The 15,668-nt window shown below is 68.4% G+C and carries 13 protein-coding genes; 6 read left to right on the forward strand and 7 right to left on the reverse strand.

Annotated elements, in window-relative coordinates:
- Positions 1-22: 22 nt before the first annotated feature.
- Both BJ970_RS20060 and BJ970_RS20065 read right to left on the reverse strand, forming a co-directional pair.
- Positions 23-955: a GNAT family N-acetyltransferase gene (locus BJ970_RS20060; RefSeq protein WP_184727662.1), complete on the reverse strand. Its 933-nt coding sequence runs from the start codon at positions 953-955 to the stop codon at positions 23-25.
- A 9-nt stretch (positions 956-964) separates the two neighbouring features.
- Positions 965-1,825 carry a class I SAM-dependent methyltransferase gene (locus tag BJ970_RS20065; RefSeq protein ID WP_184727663.1) on the reverse strand — a complete coding sequence of 287 codons (861 nt, stop codon included), beginning with the start codon at positions 1,823-1,825 and terminating at the stop codon, positions 965-967.
- Between the two features lie 300 nt (positions 1,826-2,125).
- Here BJ970_RS20065 and rpsA point away from each other — a divergent pair, with 300 nt between their 5' ends.
- Positions 2,126-3,628, forward strand: coding sequence for a 30S ribosomal protein S1 (gene rpsA, locus BJ970_RS20070; protein ID WP_184727664.1), 1,503 nt, complete (start codon positions 2,126-2,128; stop codon positions 3,626-3,628).
- Between the two features lie 157 nt (positions 3,629-3,785).
- A complete protein-coding gene (coaE, locus tag BJ970_RS20075; protein ID WP_184729237.1) occupies positions 3,786-4,976 on the forward strand; it encodes a dephospho-CoA kinase in 1,191 nt (396 codons plus the stop codon).
- Positions 4,977-5,172: 196 nt separating this feature from the next.
- On the opposite strand, the gene BJ970_RS20080 is transcribed toward coaE, so the two are convergent.
- The 3 genes from BJ970_RS20080 to BJ970_RS20090 all read right to left on the reverse strand — a co-directional run bounded on the left by BJ970_RS20080 (position 5,173) and on the right by BJ970_RS20090 (position 6,908).
- Entirely contained in the window at positions 5,173-5,652 is a 480-nt protein-coding gene (locus BJ970_RS20080) for a ribonuclease FAU-1 family protein (protein ID WP_312864327.1), read from the reverse strand.
- A gap of 154 nt (positions 5,653-5,806) precedes the next feature.
- Complete coding sequence (locus BJ970_RS20085; RefSeq protein ID WP_184727665.1) at positions 5,807-6,382, reverse strand: ribonuclease FAU-1 family protein; 576 nt, start codon at positions 6,380-6,382, stop codon at positions 5,807-5,809.
- 94 nt (positions 6,383-6,476) lie between these two features.
- Positions 6,477-6,908, reverse strand: a complete 432-nt coding sequence (locus BJ970_RS20090; RefSeq protein ID WP_184727666.1) for an SPW repeat protein — start codon at positions 6,906-6,908, stop codon at positions 6,477-6,479.
- Positions 6,909-7,016: 108 nt separating this feature from the next.
- Here BJ970_RS20090 and uvrB point away from each other — a divergent pair, with 108 nt between their 5' ends.
- The 4 genes from uvrB (at position 7,017) to BJ970_RS20110 (ending at position 11,717) form a co-directional block, all read left to right on the forward strand.
- Positions 7,017-9,173: an excinuclease ABC subunit UvrB gene (gene uvrB / locus BJ970_RS20095; protein WP_312864328.1), complete on the forward strand. Its 2,157-nt coding sequence runs from the start codon at positions 7,017-7,019 to the stop codon at positions 9,171-9,173.
- Between the two features lie 63 nt (positions 9,174-9,236).
- Positions 9,237-9,677 (forward strand): VOC family protein, encoded by a 441-nt coding sequence (locus BJ970_RS20100; protein ID WP_184727667.1) that lies wholly within the window; start codon positions 9,237-9,239, stop codon positions 9,675-9,677.
- Between the two features lie 357 nt (positions 9,678-10,034).
- Entirely contained in the window at positions 10,035-11,027 is a 993-nt protein-coding gene (locus BJ970_RS20105; protein WP_246470924.1) for a methyltransferase, read from the forward strand.
- Positions 11,028-11,156: 129 nt separating this feature from the next.
- Positions 11,157-11,717 carry a dihydrofolate reductase family protein gene (locus BJ970_RS20110; RefSeq protein ID WP_184727669.1) on the forward strand — a complete coding sequence of 187 codons (561 nt, stop codon included), beginning with the start codon at positions 11,157-11,159 and terminating at the stop codon, positions 11,715-11,717.
- A 7-nt stretch (positions 11,718-11,724) separates the two neighbouring features.
- Here BJ970_RS20110 and BJ970_RS20115 read toward each other — a convergent pair whose 3' ends face one another.
- Together BJ970_RS20115 and BJ970_RS20120 are read right to left on the reverse strand one after the other, a co-directional pair.
- Positions 11,725-12,618, reverse strand: a complete 894-nt coding sequence (locus BJ970_RS20115) for an ABC transporter permease (RefSeq protein WP_221468117.1) — start codon at positions 12,616-12,618, stop codon at positions 11,725-11,727.
- A gap of 32 nt (positions 12,619-12,650) precedes the next feature.
- Positions 12,651-15,473 (reverse strand): alpha/beta fold hydrolase, encoded by a 2,823-nt coding sequence (locus BJ970_RS20120; RefSeq protein ID WP_312864329.1) that lies wholly within the window; start codon positions 15,471-15,473, stop codon positions 12,651-12,653.
- Positions 15,474-15,668: the final 195 nt, after the last annotated feature.

The following is a 15,668-nucleotide window of genomic DNA, read 5'->3' on the forward strand; positions in this document are numbered from 1 at the left end:
CCGCCGCACGGCCGGGCGAGCGTCAGCGCAGCGCGGTGGCCGGGCGCACCTCCCACATCGTCCACAGTGGCCGGTAACCCTGCCGGGGCCAGAACACGGAGGACAGCGGGTTGGGCGGGTTGTAGTACAGGAAGCTGCCGATGACTCCGGCGCGCGCGAACTCGTTGTGCGCCAAGGTCATCAGCTGTCGGCCGATGCCGGTGCCGCGGACCTTCTCCTGCACCGACACGCAGTTGACGTACGCCCACATGCCGGCCCGGAGCCGGTAGCTGCTGGGGGACTTGGCGGTGTCGACCCAGCCGCATTCCGCGACCGCGACCGGCGTCCCGTCCTGCTCCGCAAGCCACACCGGATCGCTGGAGTGCAGGCGCACGTGCGCAGCGGTCCGCTTCAGCCGCGGAGCGTCGGGTCGGTACGTCGACGTACCGACCAGGGCGGCGTATTCGAGCTCGGCAAGGGTGAGTTCGACGACGGCGTCCAGGTCGGCCGGTCCGGCGCGACGCACTTTTACGGTACCAGATAGTTCCGTATATTCGGCGGGGGTGGGTGGGCGCACGGCCAGGCAGGAAAGCGGGAGGAAGCCGTGGTCGAGCAGGGCCCGTGTCGCCGCGATGTCCCGGCTGGGCCAGACAACCGTGCAGGACGAGTTGGGCCCCGGTGAGGCGTGTGTCGCCAGCCATTCGCGCCAGGCTCGCAACAACGCGTCCATGCCCGCCTGGGGCTGCTCGCCGACGATCGGGAAGAGCTCGAAGACCTCGCTGGCCTGCCAGAGGCTCTGCGCCGACCCCGGCGGATTCGAGTTCCGCGCCACGAGCCCGGCCACCGCGCCGCCATCCAGGGTCTGCGTCACGATCGGCTCGCCGCTGGACGGCAGGTGATGGGTGTCCGGCAATTGCGGGTCCAACGCGGCGAACCGCGCGAACTGCAACCGCATCAACTCCTGTGCCGTAGCCACAACTTCTCCTTAGGAGTCGAGGACGCAGACGAAGATCGCCGTGCCCGGGAACAACCGGCCGCGCAGCGGGCTCCACTGCCCCCAGACCTGAGTGTGCCCCTCCGGCCACTCCGGTTCGACCAGATCGACCAGCCGGAATCCGGCGGCGGTCAGCTGGCGGACGTAATCACCGAGGGTGCGGTGGTGCTCCACGTAGGTGGCCCGGTCGGCGTCGTCGACCTCGACGTACGGGGTGCGGTCGAAATAGGAATGGGTCACGGTCAGCCCGGTCGGGCCCGGATCGTCCGGAAAGATCCACCGCATCGGGTGGTTCACGGCGAAGACCCAGCGGCCGCGGGGTCGCAGCACTCGCGCGACCTCCCGGAACACCGCCCCGGAATCGGACACGAACGGCACCGCGCCGAACGCCGAGCAGGCCAGGTCGAAGGAGTCGTCGGCGAACGGCAGGCAGTCCGCGCTCGCCTGCACCAGCGGCACCGCGGTCCCGCTGTGCCGACCGCCCGCCGCGGCATGCCGCAGCATCCCATCCGAGATGTCGAGCCCCACCGGCAGCGCGCCCTGGTCGGCCAGCCACCGCGAACACGACGCCGCGCCGCAGCCGACTTCCAGCACCCGCTTGCCCCGGACATCGCCGAGCAGCCCGGCATCCTGCTCGCGGAGCCGCTCCGGGCACCAGACGAAATCGCTCTCGCCGAGAAACGCACCGTGCTCGGACTGGTAGTCGTCGGCGTCGGCATCCCACCAGAGTCGGCTCGCGCTCCGCGATTCCGCCGCGCCGACCGTGCGCTTGCTCACACCGGTTGTGCCCAGCAACCGTTCTGCCGCACTACCCTGGGGTTCGTCGTCTTCCGGGTCGTCGGGTCGTGTCAAGGATTCTCCGCACCGATTGTGGGTACTGCTCGGACGTGAAGCATTGTCGTCGTCCGGGACCGGCTGGTCGTCGAGGTGTACCGCAGTTTGCCCGACGATCGAGAAAGCGCGTACGATACCGCCCGCGCCGTGGGTCTTTTTTTCGGCGGCTCTTCCGCACCGGGTCGCACCGGGGGTGGAGGCCGGTCGAGGAAGCGGAATCTCCTGGTCCAGCAACCAGCTGGTCTTGGCCGGATGCCCGGGGCGCGGCAACAATGTAGATCCAGCGACCAACCTATCCGTACCGGAGCAACCCACCTGATGTCCACCGACACCACCACCGTCCCGACTGCAGCCGCCACCAAGCCGCAGGTCGCAGTGAACGACGTCGGGACGGAGGAGGACTTCCTCGCCGCCGTCGACCAGACCATCAAGTACTTCAACGATGGGGACATTGTTGAGGGCACCATCGTCAAGGTCGATCGCGACGAGGTGCTGCTTGACATCGGCTACAAGACCGAGGGCGTCATCCCCTCCCGCGAACTGTCAATCAAGCACGATGTCGATCCTGCCGAGGTCGTTTCCGTCGGCGACTTCGTCGAGGCGCTTGTTCTCCAGAAGGAGGACAAGGAAGGCCGTCTGATCCTCTCCAAGAAGCGCGCCCAGTACGAGCGCGCCTGGGGCACCATCGAGGAGCTCAAGGAGAAGGACGAGCCCGTGCGCGGCACCGTCATCGAGGTCGTCAAGGGCGGCCTCATCCTCGACATCGGGCTGCGCGGCTTCCTGCCCGCCTCGCTGGTCGAGATGCGCCGCGTCCGCGACCTGCAGCCCTACGTCGGCCGCGAGCTCGAAGCCAAGATCATCGAGCTGGACAAGAACCGCAACAACGTGGTGCTGTCCCGCCGTGCCTGGCTGGAGCAGACGCAGTCCGAGGTCCGCAGCGAGTTCCTCAACCAGCTGCAGAAGGGCCAGGTCCGCAAGGGCGTCGTGTCCTCCATCGTCAACTTCGGTGCGTTCGTCGACCTCGGTGGTGTTGACGGTCTGGTGCACGTCTCGGAGCTGTCCTGGAAGCACATTGACCACCCGAGCGAGGTCGTCGAGGTCGGCCAGGAAGTCACCGTCGAGGTGCTCGACGTGGACATGGACCGCGAGCGCGTGTCGCTGTCGCTGAAGGCCACCCAGGAAGACCCGTGGCGCCAGTTCGCCCGCACCCACGCGATCGGCCAGATCGTGCCGGGCAAGGTCACCAAGCTGGTGCCGTTCGGCGCGTTCGTCCGGGTCGACGAGGGCATCGAGGGCCTGGTGCACATCTCCGAGCTGGCCGAGCGCCACGTGGAGATCCCGGAGCAGGTCGTCCAGGTCGGCGACGAGGTGATGATCAAGGTCATCGACATCGACCTGGAGCGTCGCCGGATCTCGCTGTCGCTGAAGCAGGCCAACGAGGGCTTCAGCCCCGACTCGGAGTTCGACCCCACCCAGTACGGGATGGCCGCCGAGTACGACAACGAGGGCAACTACATCTACCCCGAGGGCTTCGACCCGGAGACCCAGGAGTGGCAGGAAGGCTACGACAAGCAGCGTGAGGAATGGGAGCGGCAGTACGCCGAGGCCCACACGCGCTTCGAGAAGCACATCAACCAGATCACCAAGGCCCGCCAGGCCGACGCGGAGGCCGCTGCGGCCGCCGCGGCCGGTGGCGGCGAGGAGCAGGCCAGCGGTGGTGGCAACTACTCGTCGGCTTCGAACGACGAGCAGGACAGCGGCTCGCTGGCCAGCGACGCGCAGCTGGCTGCGCTGCGGGAGAAGCTCTCCGGCGGCGCGTGAGTCTGACGCCTAGCGGCTGAAGGAACGGCCCTGCACCTTTCCGAGGTGCGGGGCCGTTTCCGTTGCACGTGACCGACGTTCCCGGCCGATCCCGTGCCGGCGGGACTGCGCTGACGTGGCAGGTGGGACGGGGCATTGGACTGGCAAGATGGGTCCCGTGTTGCGGGTGGGATTGAGCGGTGGCATCGGGTCGGGGAAGTCGACGGTGGCCCGGCGGTTGGTGGAGCGCGGCGCGGTGCTCATCGACGCCGACGTGCTGGCCCGGGAAGTGGTGCAACCGGGCAGCCTGGGGCTGGCCGAACTCGTCGAGCGGTTCGGCGGCGACATCCTGGACGCCGACGGCGCGCTGAACCGGCCGGCATTGGCGGCCAAGGTCTTCGGCGACAGCGAGGCGCGCGCCGACCTCAATGCGATCACGCACCCCAAGATCCGCGAACTGACCGCCGAGCGGATGGCGCGGGCACCCGTCGACGCGATCGTGGTCCACGATGTGCCGCTGCTGGTCGAGGTCGGCTACGCGCCGAACTACCACCTCGTGGTCATCGTCGACGCGCCCGAACCGGACCGGGTGCGGCGGCTGATCGATCGCGGCCTGGCGGAAGCGGACGCGCGTGCCCGCATCGCCGCGCAGGCCACCGACGAGCAGCGGCGCGAGGTCGCGGACGTGTGGCTCGACAACAGCGGTTCGGTCGATGACCTGGTAGCCCGGGTCGATGCGCTCTGGCCGGACCGCCTGGTGCCGTTCGAGGAGAACGTCCGGCTGCGGCACCACCCGCCGAGGCGGGCGCCGAAGCTGGTCGATCCGGATCCGGAGTGGCCGCGGCAGGCGCGGCGGCTGATCGCCCGGATCGAGCGGGCGGCGGGGGACAAGGCGCTGCGGGTCGACCACATCGGCTCGACCGCCGTGCCCGGCTTGCCCGCGAAGGACATCATCGACCTGCAGCTGACGGTCCGGTCCCTGGCCGACGCCGATGCGCTGGCCGAGCCGCTGGGCGATGCCGGTTTCCCGGTGTGGCCGGACATCCACAACGACACCCAGCACGCGTTCGCACCGGACCCTGCGGTCTGGGAGAAGCGGCTCCATGTGTCGGCTGACCCGGGTCGCTACGCGAACCTGCACATCCGCGTCGACGGGTCGCCGGGCCAGCGCGTCGCGCTGCTGTTCCCGGCCTGGCTGCGCGCCGATGACGCGGCCCGCGAGGAATACCTGGCTATCAAGCGGAAGCTAGCCGCCGAACATGCTGCCGACCCGGATCACAGCGCCTACGCGGATGCGAAGGAACCCTGGTTCGCCGAGGCCCTTCCGAGGGCCTGGCGCTGGGCCGACCAAACCGACTGGAGCGAATGATCTTTTCGCGCCAAGCGGCACCCGAGTGATCTTGGGTGATCTCGGGTGTCGCTCGCGCCGGCATTCACGACCACAGCGCGCATCGCCGACCGATCTGTCCTATTTGGACGAAGGTGCGAACCTGGACTTTTCCAACGACGACGCCGAGTTCGATCCGATCTCAACGCGACCCGGCACCGGACCTCGCCGGGCGTGATCACCAGGCTTCGAAAATGCCTCGGTGGGCGAGCCACTCGTTGATGTCGCGGTGCCGGGTGACCTCTTCCAGCGTCCGGTGCACCGTGCGCAGCGCGTAGTCGGCCTCGCTGAGCCGGATCAGACCGCCGTCCACCGCAGCGGCGAACTCGGCGGCGTGGGTGATCCGCGCACGGCCGCGGTCCCCGACCTCCAGGCCGAGCAGCAGATCGGTCGTGGTCCACGACCGCGTCTCGCGCTCAATGTGGACCGCGGTGAGCGTGCTCGGGCCAGGGCGCGAGTGCCTGCTGCGCGGGCGGTAGCGGGTCAGCCGCAGCCCGAGATCGGGCAGCAGCCAGGTGATTTCGGCGTCGTGCTCCGCTGCTTCCGGGGTTGAGTACTCCACCGCGAGCCCCCAGCGCTCGACGTGGCAGACCTCCAACTGGTGAACGAAGCCGGAAGGCTGTCTACGCTGCGAACTGAAGACGTCGATCACTTCCACCAATTGAGGAGAAATCCCAGCGCCCACGCCTATTGACAGTAGCGTCAAATCCGACCCGGATGATCAACAACAGCGGGTTTCCAGGTAACTTTTCGGGGCTCGTAGCGTATCGATTCGGTGCGTGCACGAACTATCACCGGGTTGGCGGTAGCTCTCATTCGCGGAGTGCGGGATCTTCGGTGAGTTGCCCATGCCACGACAGCTCGATCCCGTTGTCGCGCAACCACTTCGCGAGGTCGTACCGGTGTCGGGCGAGCCCCTCGACGGTCTCGCACGCGCGCCGCATCGCGCGCTCCGCCGTTTCGGGATCCAGCAGTTTCGCTTGCACTGCGACCACGAATTCATCGATGTCCAGCACCTGCGCCGCGCGCCGGTCCCGCACCACGACGTCGAGGTAGTGATCGACGGTGCGCCACCGATGTTCCCCCGGCTCGATGTCCACCACGTCCAGGTAGAAGTCCACGTCCTTCTCGTGGCCGGGATGGTAGTACCAGCGGGTGATGCGCAGCCCGAGCGCGGGCAACAGCCAGGATTCCAGGGCGGCGATGGTCGGGTGGCCCGGCGTCGGACGCGCCAGGTAGAGGCCGAACGGCTGGTGACGGAAGTGCGTCACGGTGCGCACATGGCCCTTGGGGTCGGTGTTGGTGTTCGCGACCAGGTCGAAGACCTCGACCTTCGGCGGGTGAACGGGCAGGCCGAGCTGTTCGGCGATCTCGCGCTGCGTGGTCACCCTGCCACTGTATGCGGGCGGGCGCGGCGTCTGAAGGTCGTCGCGCCCGCTCTCTCTTGACCACTTGTGTCACGTCACCTCCGATCGGTCGCGGTCAAGTCGTCGCGCGGGTGGCGTAGGCCGGAGCCATGATGCCCAGCCCCGCGAGGATCAGGATCGCCCCGCCGATCACGTTGCACAGCACGGTGCTGGTCACGACGACGGTTCCGCTCATCACGAAAACGGCCACGATCGTCCACACGCCCAGCACCGGACAAGTCCAGGCGATGCCGTGCGTGCGGTGGTAGGCGGCCGCGAACGAAAGCCCGAGAAGGGCCGCGGTCAGCCCGACGACCAGGTTGTTCACCGTCAACGACGGCGTCCTAGCGGCGAACCCGGTGATCCACGGCGACAATGCGACGAACAGCCCAGCGAGCACGGCGAGGCCGTCCGCCACCTGAGCGGTCGGAGTTTCGGCGGCTCGCTCGTAGCGCAGGCGCATCTCGGCGAGATCGGGATGCCCAACGATAGGTGTGCTGCCCGACATCACACCACCTCCTGCACTGGGGTGACGCAATTCATTATCTGCCCTGGCAGCCGTTTGGTCACCCCGTGACGCAGCACGATGTCGGGGCGGGCTCGTACATTGGTTGTCGTGGCATTCGCGACTGAGCACCCAGTACTGGCCCACTCCGAGTTTCGGCCGGTCAGCGACATCCCGCGGGTCGATGGCCGGTTCCGCATGGTCAGCGACTACCAGCCGTCCGGCGACCAGCCGCAGGCGATCGAGGACCTGGAGCGGCGGATCAACTCCGGCGAGAAGAACGTCGTGCTGCTCGGCGCCACCGGTACCGGCAAATCGGCGACCACCGCCTGGCTGATCGAGCGCGTCCAGCGACCCACCCTGGTGCTGGAGCCGAACAAGACACTGGCCGCTCAGATGGCCAACGAGTTGCGCGGTTTCTTCCCGGACAACGCCGTCGAGTACTTCGTCAGCTACTACGACTACTACCAGCCAGAGGCATACGTCCCGCAGACCGACACCTACATCGAAAAGGACTCGTCGATCAACGAGGACGTCGAGCGGCTGCGCCACTCCGCCACCTCGAACCTGCTCAGCCGCCGCGACTGCGTGGTGGTCTCGTCGGTGTCCTGCATCTACGGCCTGGGCACGCCGCAGTCGTACCTGGACCGGTCCATCCCGCTGGAGGTCGGCGGCGAGATCGACCGGGACGTGTTCCTGCGCGCGCTGGTGGACGTGCAATACACCCGCAACGACATCGCATTCGCCCGCGGCACGTTCCGCGTGCGCGGCGACACCGTGGAGATCATCCCGGCCTACGAGGAGCTCGCGGTACGGGTGGAGTTCTTCGGTGACGAGATCGACCGGCTCTACTACCTGCACCCGCTGACCGGCGAAATCGTGCGCGAGGTGCGCGACCTGCGGATCTTCCCGGCGACGCACTACGTGGCCGGTCCGGAGCGGATGGAGAAGGCCATCCGCGGCATCGAGCAGGAGCTCGAAGAGCGGCTGGGCAAGCTGGAGAAGCAGAACAAGCTGCTGGAGGCGCAGCGGCTGCGGATGCGCACCCAGTACGACATCGAGATGATGCGCCAGGTCGGGTTCTGCTCCGGCATCGAGAATTACTCGCGGCACATCGACGACCGCGCGGCCGGGTCGGCGCCGGCGACCCTGATCGACTACTTCCCGGACGATTTCCTGCTGATCATCGACGAGTCGCACGTGACGGTGCCGCAGGTCGGCGGGATGTACGAGGGCGACGCCTCCCGCAAGCGGACCCTGGTCGAGCACGGTTTCCGGCTGCCCAGCGCGCTGGACAACCGGCCGCTGACCTTCGAGGAGTTCAGCGACCGGATCGGCCAGGCGGTGTACCTGTCGGCGACGCCGGGGCCCTACGAGATGGCGCAGGCCGGCGGCGAGTTCGTCGAGCAGGTGATCCGCCCGACCGGCCTGGTCGATCCCGAGGTGGTCGTCAAGCCCACCGAGGGCCAGATCGACGACCTGGTGCACGAGATCCGGGAGCGCGCGGAGCGCGACGAGCGGGTTTTGGTCACCACGCTGACCAAGAAGATGGCCGAGGACCTCACCGACTACCTGCTCGAACTGGGCATCCGGGTGCGGTACCTGCACTCCGAGGTCGACACGCTGCGGCGGGTCGAGCTGCTGCGGCAGCTGCGCCTGGGGGAGTACGACGTGCTGGTCGGCATCAACCTGCTGCGCGAGGGCCTGGACCTGCCGGAGGTCTCGCTGGTGGCCATCCTGGACGCCGACAAGGAGGGTTTCCTGCGCTCCGGCACCAGCCTGGTGCAGACGATCGGTCGCGCGGCGCGGAACGTCTCGGGCCAGGTGCACATGTACGCGGACCGGGTCACCGACTCGATGCGGCATGCCATCGACGAGACCAACCGGCGCCGCGCCAAGCAGATCGCCTACAACGAAGAACGCGGCATCGACCCGCAGCCGCTGCGCAAGAAGATCGCCGACATCCTGGACCGGGTGTACTCCGAGTCCGAGGACACCGATGAGTCGGTGGCCGTCGGCGGTTCCGGCCGCAACGTCTCGCGCGGTAAGAAGCCGACCGGGGAGGCTGTGGCCAGCGCCGGGCTGCTGGAGGACCGCGACATCAAGTCGATGCCGCGCGCCGAGCTGGCGGACCTGGTGCAGCAGCTCAACGACCAGATGATGAATGCGGCCCGCGAGCTGCAGTTCGAACTCGCGGCCCGGCTCCGCGACGAGATCCACGACCTCAAGAAGGAACTCCGAGGCATGGACGCCGCCGGCATCAAATGATGGGGTTGGGCGGCGAGTGCTTGTCGGTGCCCAGGTTTACTGTGCGCGCTGGAGGTGGTTGTGGTGGGCTTGGGGTTTCAGGTGACTTTCGATGCGCACGATCCGATGCGGTTGGCGCAGTTCTGGGCGGTAGCATTGGAGTACGAGATGCAGCCGCCGCCTTCGGGCTTCGAATCGTGGGAGCAGTTCGCCCGGACCGTCGGGATTCCTGAGGAGAAGTGGGGCGACTTCGCCGCGGTGATGGATCCGGCGGGCGAGGGACCCAGGGTGTTCTTCCAGCGCGTGCCCGAAGGCAAGACGGCGAAGAACCGGGTGCACCTGGACGTGAATGTCTCCCAACGTGGCCTGGCGCTGGACGAGCGCGCGGAGCGACGCGAGATCGTGGCGAGGCATGTCGAACGCCTCAAGGGCCTCGGGGCCACGTACGTCCGCGAAGTCGACGAGCCCAACGGCTACTGCGTCGTCCTGCAAGACCCCGAAGGCAATGAGCTTTGCGTGCAGTGACCGGTCTGAGCACACTCGCTGGGGGTCCGCTGACTCCGGAGGGTTGGCGATTTCGCGTGAAAACGGCGTTTCCGCGGTGCGCCAAGGACAGTCGATCGCACGGTAGCGAGGAGGCGTCAGGCTGTGGGCGCGAGCGCAGGAAACGAGATGATCGCCATCCATCCCGAGGCACCGGAGTCCTTTGTGGAACATCCTGCAGTTCATGTCAGTACGACGATTTCCTGGCACGAGAACGGCCGCTTGCGGTCGGCCCAGTGGAGGTCCGCCGCTGGCGCACGGGCACCGAAAAATGTCGGCGTTGCTACTGCCGGCCTCGACGTCGACAGTGCCCTCCGGAATGCGTCGCAAGGCATCGGAATGTTGTGGCGCGCCGACTACTCGAACGCTCGGCGGTTGCTCTCCGACCTGAGCAAGCGCCTGGACCGCAAACCGATCCGGGCCGTACCGGATCCGGCCGAGAGGTTCTACCGGTACCGCCAGACGCGGAAGAACCGCGCTCGAGTGCTCGGAATGCTTCTCGTCGAGTTGAATGCGGACCTTGTCGTAGATCTGCCTCGGGCACCGGATGTGCGCGCCGCGTGCCGCGAGGTGTACGGCGCTCCGGGGGAGTCGTGCATTGTCTCCCTCCGCGAGCTTCTGGGGGTGTTGAGTGCTCACCAATGGCGCACGCTCGGTGTGTACGTCCCGGCTCTGAATGCCCGGATTCATCCCCACTACGGTGTGTTTTCCCCTACCCGCGACGAATACGTGGATCTCGTTGCGTCAGCCGAGATAGCCGAAGTAGGAACGGCGTTCGACATCGGGACGGGCACTGGCGTGCTCGCGGCGGTGCTCGCCAGGCGCGGAGTTGGTCGTGTGGTGGCCACTGATGTCGCACCGCGGGCTGTGGCTTGCGCCCAGGACAACGTGCGAAGGCTGGGATTTGGCGATCGCGTGACCGTGACACAGTCCGATCTGTTCCCGCCCGGACGCGCCGATCTGGTGGTCTGCAACCCACCGTGGCTACCCGCGACACCGAACTCGGCTCTTGACGCGGCGGTTTTCGATCCAGAGGGACGCATGTTGTCAGGGTTCATTCGTGGCGTTGCGGATCACCTGGCAGTCGGTGGTGAGGCTTGGCTGGTGTTGTCGAACCTGGCCGAGTTGCTTGGACTGCGTACTCGTGGGCAGCTGTTGGATGAGTTCGGTGCCGCCGGCCTTGCCGTGCTCGGGCGCCTCGACACGCGTCCGCGGCATCCCCGGGCACGGGAGGCGCGGGGGCCGCTCGGGGCGGCGCGAGCAGCGGAACAGGTCTCGCTTTGGCGCTTGGCCCCGGCCGGATGCGATGACAGGCGAGACCGGACCGCGTAAGTTCGGTCCGACGCGCAGGAAAATGACTCAATTCTGAGATGTTGCGTAGCGCAACGGTCCTGGCCCGGGCAATGAGGCCCGGGCAATGAGGTTGTGACGGGTCGGCAATCGAGCGGACGGAGGAGTTCCTTGGCGAAGTTGATCTACTCGGCGATCGCCTCGCTCGACGGTTACATCGCCGACGAGGACGGCGATTTCGGCTGGGCCGAGCCGGACGAGGAGGTGCACGCATTCGTCAACGACCTTGAGCGGCCGGTCGGCACTTTCCTGCTCGGGCGCCGGACGTATGAGCTGATGATCGGTTGGGACGACGCGGATTCCTTCGCCGACCAGCGGCCCGTCATGCAGGACTTCGCGCGGATCTGGCAGGCGGCCGACAAGATCGTGCACTCCTCGGCGCTGGAGGAGGTGTCCACCGCCCGCACGCGCATCGTTCGGTCCTTCGACCCCGAGGCGGTCCGGCGGTTGAAAGCGTCGGCGGAACGCGACATCACCGTGGGCGGTCCCGGTCTGGCGGCGCATGCGTTCCGGGCCGGACTGGTCGACGAATGCCACCTGTTCCTGATACCGGTGCTGGTCGGCGGCGGCACGCGGGCTCTTCCCGACAAGGTTCGCCTCGGTCTGGAACTCCTCGACGAACGCCGTTTCGGCGGCGGCGTGGTCCACCTCCGCTACCGCGTCAGGAAATGAAACCGCGTCAGCTGGTGATGTCCTTGTCGTGGAAGCGCCAGATCGCCAGGGCCGTGAAAACCGCCGCGTAGGCCAGCCCCGAAAAGGCCCCGCGGGCCATCGCGGTCCAGTCGATGTTCTCGCTCAGGAGGTCCGAGTACGCCGTCGAGTAGTGCGTCGGCAGGTAGTCGCGCAGATCTCCGAGGGCCGTGATCTGGTCGAGGATCTCCGAAAGGATCGAGACCACCACCGCGCCGCCGACCGCTCCCAGCGGCGCGTCCGTGCTGACGCTCAGCCACAGCGCCAGCCCGGCGATCCAGGTCAGGTGCACCGCGAGATACACCGTGGCCACCGCCAGGCTCATCATCCCGGCCGGGAACGGCACCGCTTCGCCGGTGGTGCTGACCAGTTCGCCGCCGCCGAACCAAAGCAGGCCCACGCCGAGGGCGCCCGCAGTGAGCAGCACCAGCCCGAAACCCGACAGCAGCGCCGAAACCACGGCCTTCTGGCGGAGCAGCCGGATGCGGGGCACCGGGGCGGCCAACAGGTATTTCAGGCTCGACCAGGACGCTTCGCTGGCCACCGTGTCGCCGAAAAACAACGCCACCACCACGACCAGCAGGAAGTTGGTCGAAGCGAACAGGGTGAACACCGCGAAGTTCAGGCCGCTGGTGGTGGCCATGTCGGCCAGCGTCCGGCCGCTGCGCCTGCCGTCGTCGCCGATCTCGAAGGCCAGCAGCAGCAAGAACGGCAGCACCACCAGGAAGCCCAGCGCGAGCCGGGTGCGGCGGCGCCGCAGCTGGCGGGCCAGCTCCACCCGCACCGGCAGCGTCCGCTTCGGCCGGTAGCCCTCGACGCTGCCGTCGGGCTGGAATGCGTGTCGGCGGCCGGAGCGGACCACCGCCGTCTCGGCGGTATCCAGCTGTCCCACCTTGGGCTGTTCGGCTTCGTCGGTCACCGGTGATCCTCCCCGACCAACTGCAAGAAAGCGTCCTCCAACCGACGTCGCGGCCCCACCTGGTGCACCGCGATCCCGGCGGCGACCAGCACGTTGACCGCCACCGCCGCCGGGTGCCCGGCGAGGTCGGCGTGCACCAGATCGCCGTCGATCTCCACCGGGCCGAGCCCTTCGATGGTGCGCAGCGCCTCGGCGGCCCGCTCCGGCTCGTCGACCCGGAACGTCGCCTCGCCGCCGACCGCCACGATGTCGGCGACGCTGCCCGCAGCCACCAACCGGCCGTCGTGCATCACGCAGACGTGCGTGCACGTCTGCTCGACCTCGGCCAGCAGGTGGCTGGACACCAGCACCGCGCGGCCGGTTGAGGCGTAGCGGCGCAGGATCTCGCGCATCTGGTGGATCTGCGGCGGATCCAACCCGTTGGCCGGCTCGTCGAGCACCAGCAGCTCCGGCAGCCCGAGCATCGCCTGGGCGATCGCGAGCCGCTGCTTCATGCCCTGGCTGTAAGTGCGCGCCCGGCGGTGGGCCGCGGTGCCGAGCCCGGCGATTTGCAGCACCTCGTCGAAGTGGGCCTGCAGCATCGGCCGCCCGGTCGCCGCCCAGTAGTACCGCAGGTTGTCCAAGCCGGATAGATGCGGCAGGAAACCCGGGGTCTCCACCAGAGCGCCGACCCGGGACAGCACCGGTGCGCCGCCGACCAGCCGGTGGCCGAACACCCGGATCTGCCCGGAACTGGGTTTGAGCAGCCCCAGCAGCATCCGCAGCGTGGTCGTCTTGCCCGCCCCGTTCGGTCCGAGCAGACCGACGATCTGGCCGCGCTCGACGCGGATCGACAGGTCCTGGACCGCGGTGGGCTTGTCCGGGTACGACTTGGTCAGCCCGGCGATCAGCAGCGGGGTGTCGGCCAGCAGCGGGTCGACGTCGTCGGTGCTCTTGCGCCGGATCAGCGAGATCAGCCACGCCGCCAGCGCTAGCGCGAGGATGACGCCGATGCCAACCAACGGACCCATCGGCACGACGTTGGCGGTCGTCGTCGCGCCCCGCACGGACGGAATGGATACCGCCCTGTCGCCGGCTAGGCCGATGCGGTGCACCGCCGGTTCTCTCGGCACCGCGTACGCCTGGTCGGTCGTCGCCACAGCCAGTTCCAGCCAGTGGTTGGTCTCCAGGGGGTGTACGACGCCCGGCAGCGTCACGGCCACGTCGACCGGGGTGCCATCCGCCGGCAACCCGACCACGTGCAGCGGGGACACGGCGTTGCCGATCAGACTGCGCTGGTGGTCCGGGCCGACGTCGTAGAGCTTGGCGAATAGCACCGCGTCGCCGGTCGCGGGCTGGCCAGGCACCGACGCCACCGACAGGCGGGTCTGCGCCGTACCCGAGATCATCAGCTGGCTGTCCAGCGGTTCGGTGCGGAACACCGCGACCTGGCCGGGCAGGTCACGGGCCAGCGACCGGCCGAGGCTGCCGGCCGCGTCGAGCACCTCGCCGGCGCCTGGCAGCGAACTGGTGGCGGCCGGATTGCCGCCCGGCGGGTTGACGACCTGCGTCGGCGCGCCGTGCAGTTGCAGCGCGAAGCGCGGGGTGCGCTCTGCTCGCACGCCCGGATAGGCGGGTGCGGACACGGTGCGGACCGGGACCTCGCCGTTGCGCTGAGGTCTGCCGGCGATGTCGTATTCGAAGCCGGTACCGGGGTCGGGCACCGGCGGCACCCCGCCGAGGTGAAAGGCGAACCAGTCCGCGATGCGTTCGCGCAATGCCGGACCGGGCGTGGCGCCGTCGTGGCCGCCGGCGAACCAGATCGTCTTGACCTTGCCGCCGGCGGCGGCGATCTGCCGGGCGTTGGCATCCGACTGGTCCAGGCCGAACAGGGTGTCTCGTTCGCCCTGCACCAGCAGCGTCGGCACCTTGATGTTGGCGGTGACGGTCTTCGGGGAGACCCGGTTGAGCAGTTCCAGCGTCGCCGACCCGGCTCGCCCGGTCTGCGCCACCTCGGCGTAGGCGGCGCACACCTGCGGGGTGAAATTCCCGCAGGTCAGCGGCTGATTCGCGGATTCATTGCGGAAGCCGGATCCGCCGTCGGTGCGCGGGAATGCTTGCGATCGCTGGTCGGTGCGCTGTACCGGCGAGCTGCCCGCCGAGAACAGCAGACCCGTCCAGGCCTGCTTGAACACGCCCTGGTCCCCGAAGGCTCCGTGGGCCGGGGTGTCGCCACCGACGCGGTCGACCGAGGCGGCGTTGGGCAGCAGCGCCTGGCCAAGGTCGTTGTAGGTCATCACCGGCGCGATCGCATCCACCCGGGGATCGGTCCCGGCCAGCAGCAGGCTCAGCGCGCCGCCGTAGGAGTCGCCGGTGACGCCGACGCGCGGATCGCCGTCGCGGTCGCGCAGCACCTCCGGCTGGCGTGCCAACCAGTCCAGCAACTGGTGGGCGTCAGCCACCTCGTAGTCGGGGTCGTTCAGCGCGATCTTGCCGGTGCTGCGGCCGAAACCGCGGGAGGAATAGGTCAGCACGGTGAACCCGCGGCGGACCAGTTCCTGCGCCTGGGCCGCGGTGTCGTCTTTGCTGCCGCCGAACCCGTGCGCTAGCAGCACCGCGGGCGCCGGGGTGTCGGCCGGGGCGAACAGCGTGACGTCGATCTGCACCCGCTCGCTGCCGCTGGGGCCGTCCAGCACGTCCAGCAGTGCCTCCCGGGGCGGTTCCGGGGCGGCGGCCGGTCGTTCGTTACCGGACCACAGGAAAGCGCCGAGCACCACGAGGGCTATGCAGGACAGGGCGATCAGCACGAGGCCCTTGCGGCGACGGGGCGAGGCGGACACGCAGTTGACAGTAGGGGAAGACAACGGCACCGGTTTCATCCAGACGCGGGCGAAGGCAAGACGCTATGAAGCAGAGACCAAACAGCAACCGGACACCTCGTCGTGCCCGCTGCCGAGGCCATGCCGCATCCCCGCGTGCGGTCCCGGTGCGACCGGGCGGTGGAGATCATAACGGTGATCGGGTGAGACGCAATG

The organism is Saccharopolyspora phatthalungensis (genome assembly GCF_014203395.1).
Lineage (GTDB): Bacteria > Actinomycetota > Actinomycetes > Mycobacteriales > Pseudonocardiaceae > Saccharopolyspora > Saccharopolyspora phatthalungensis.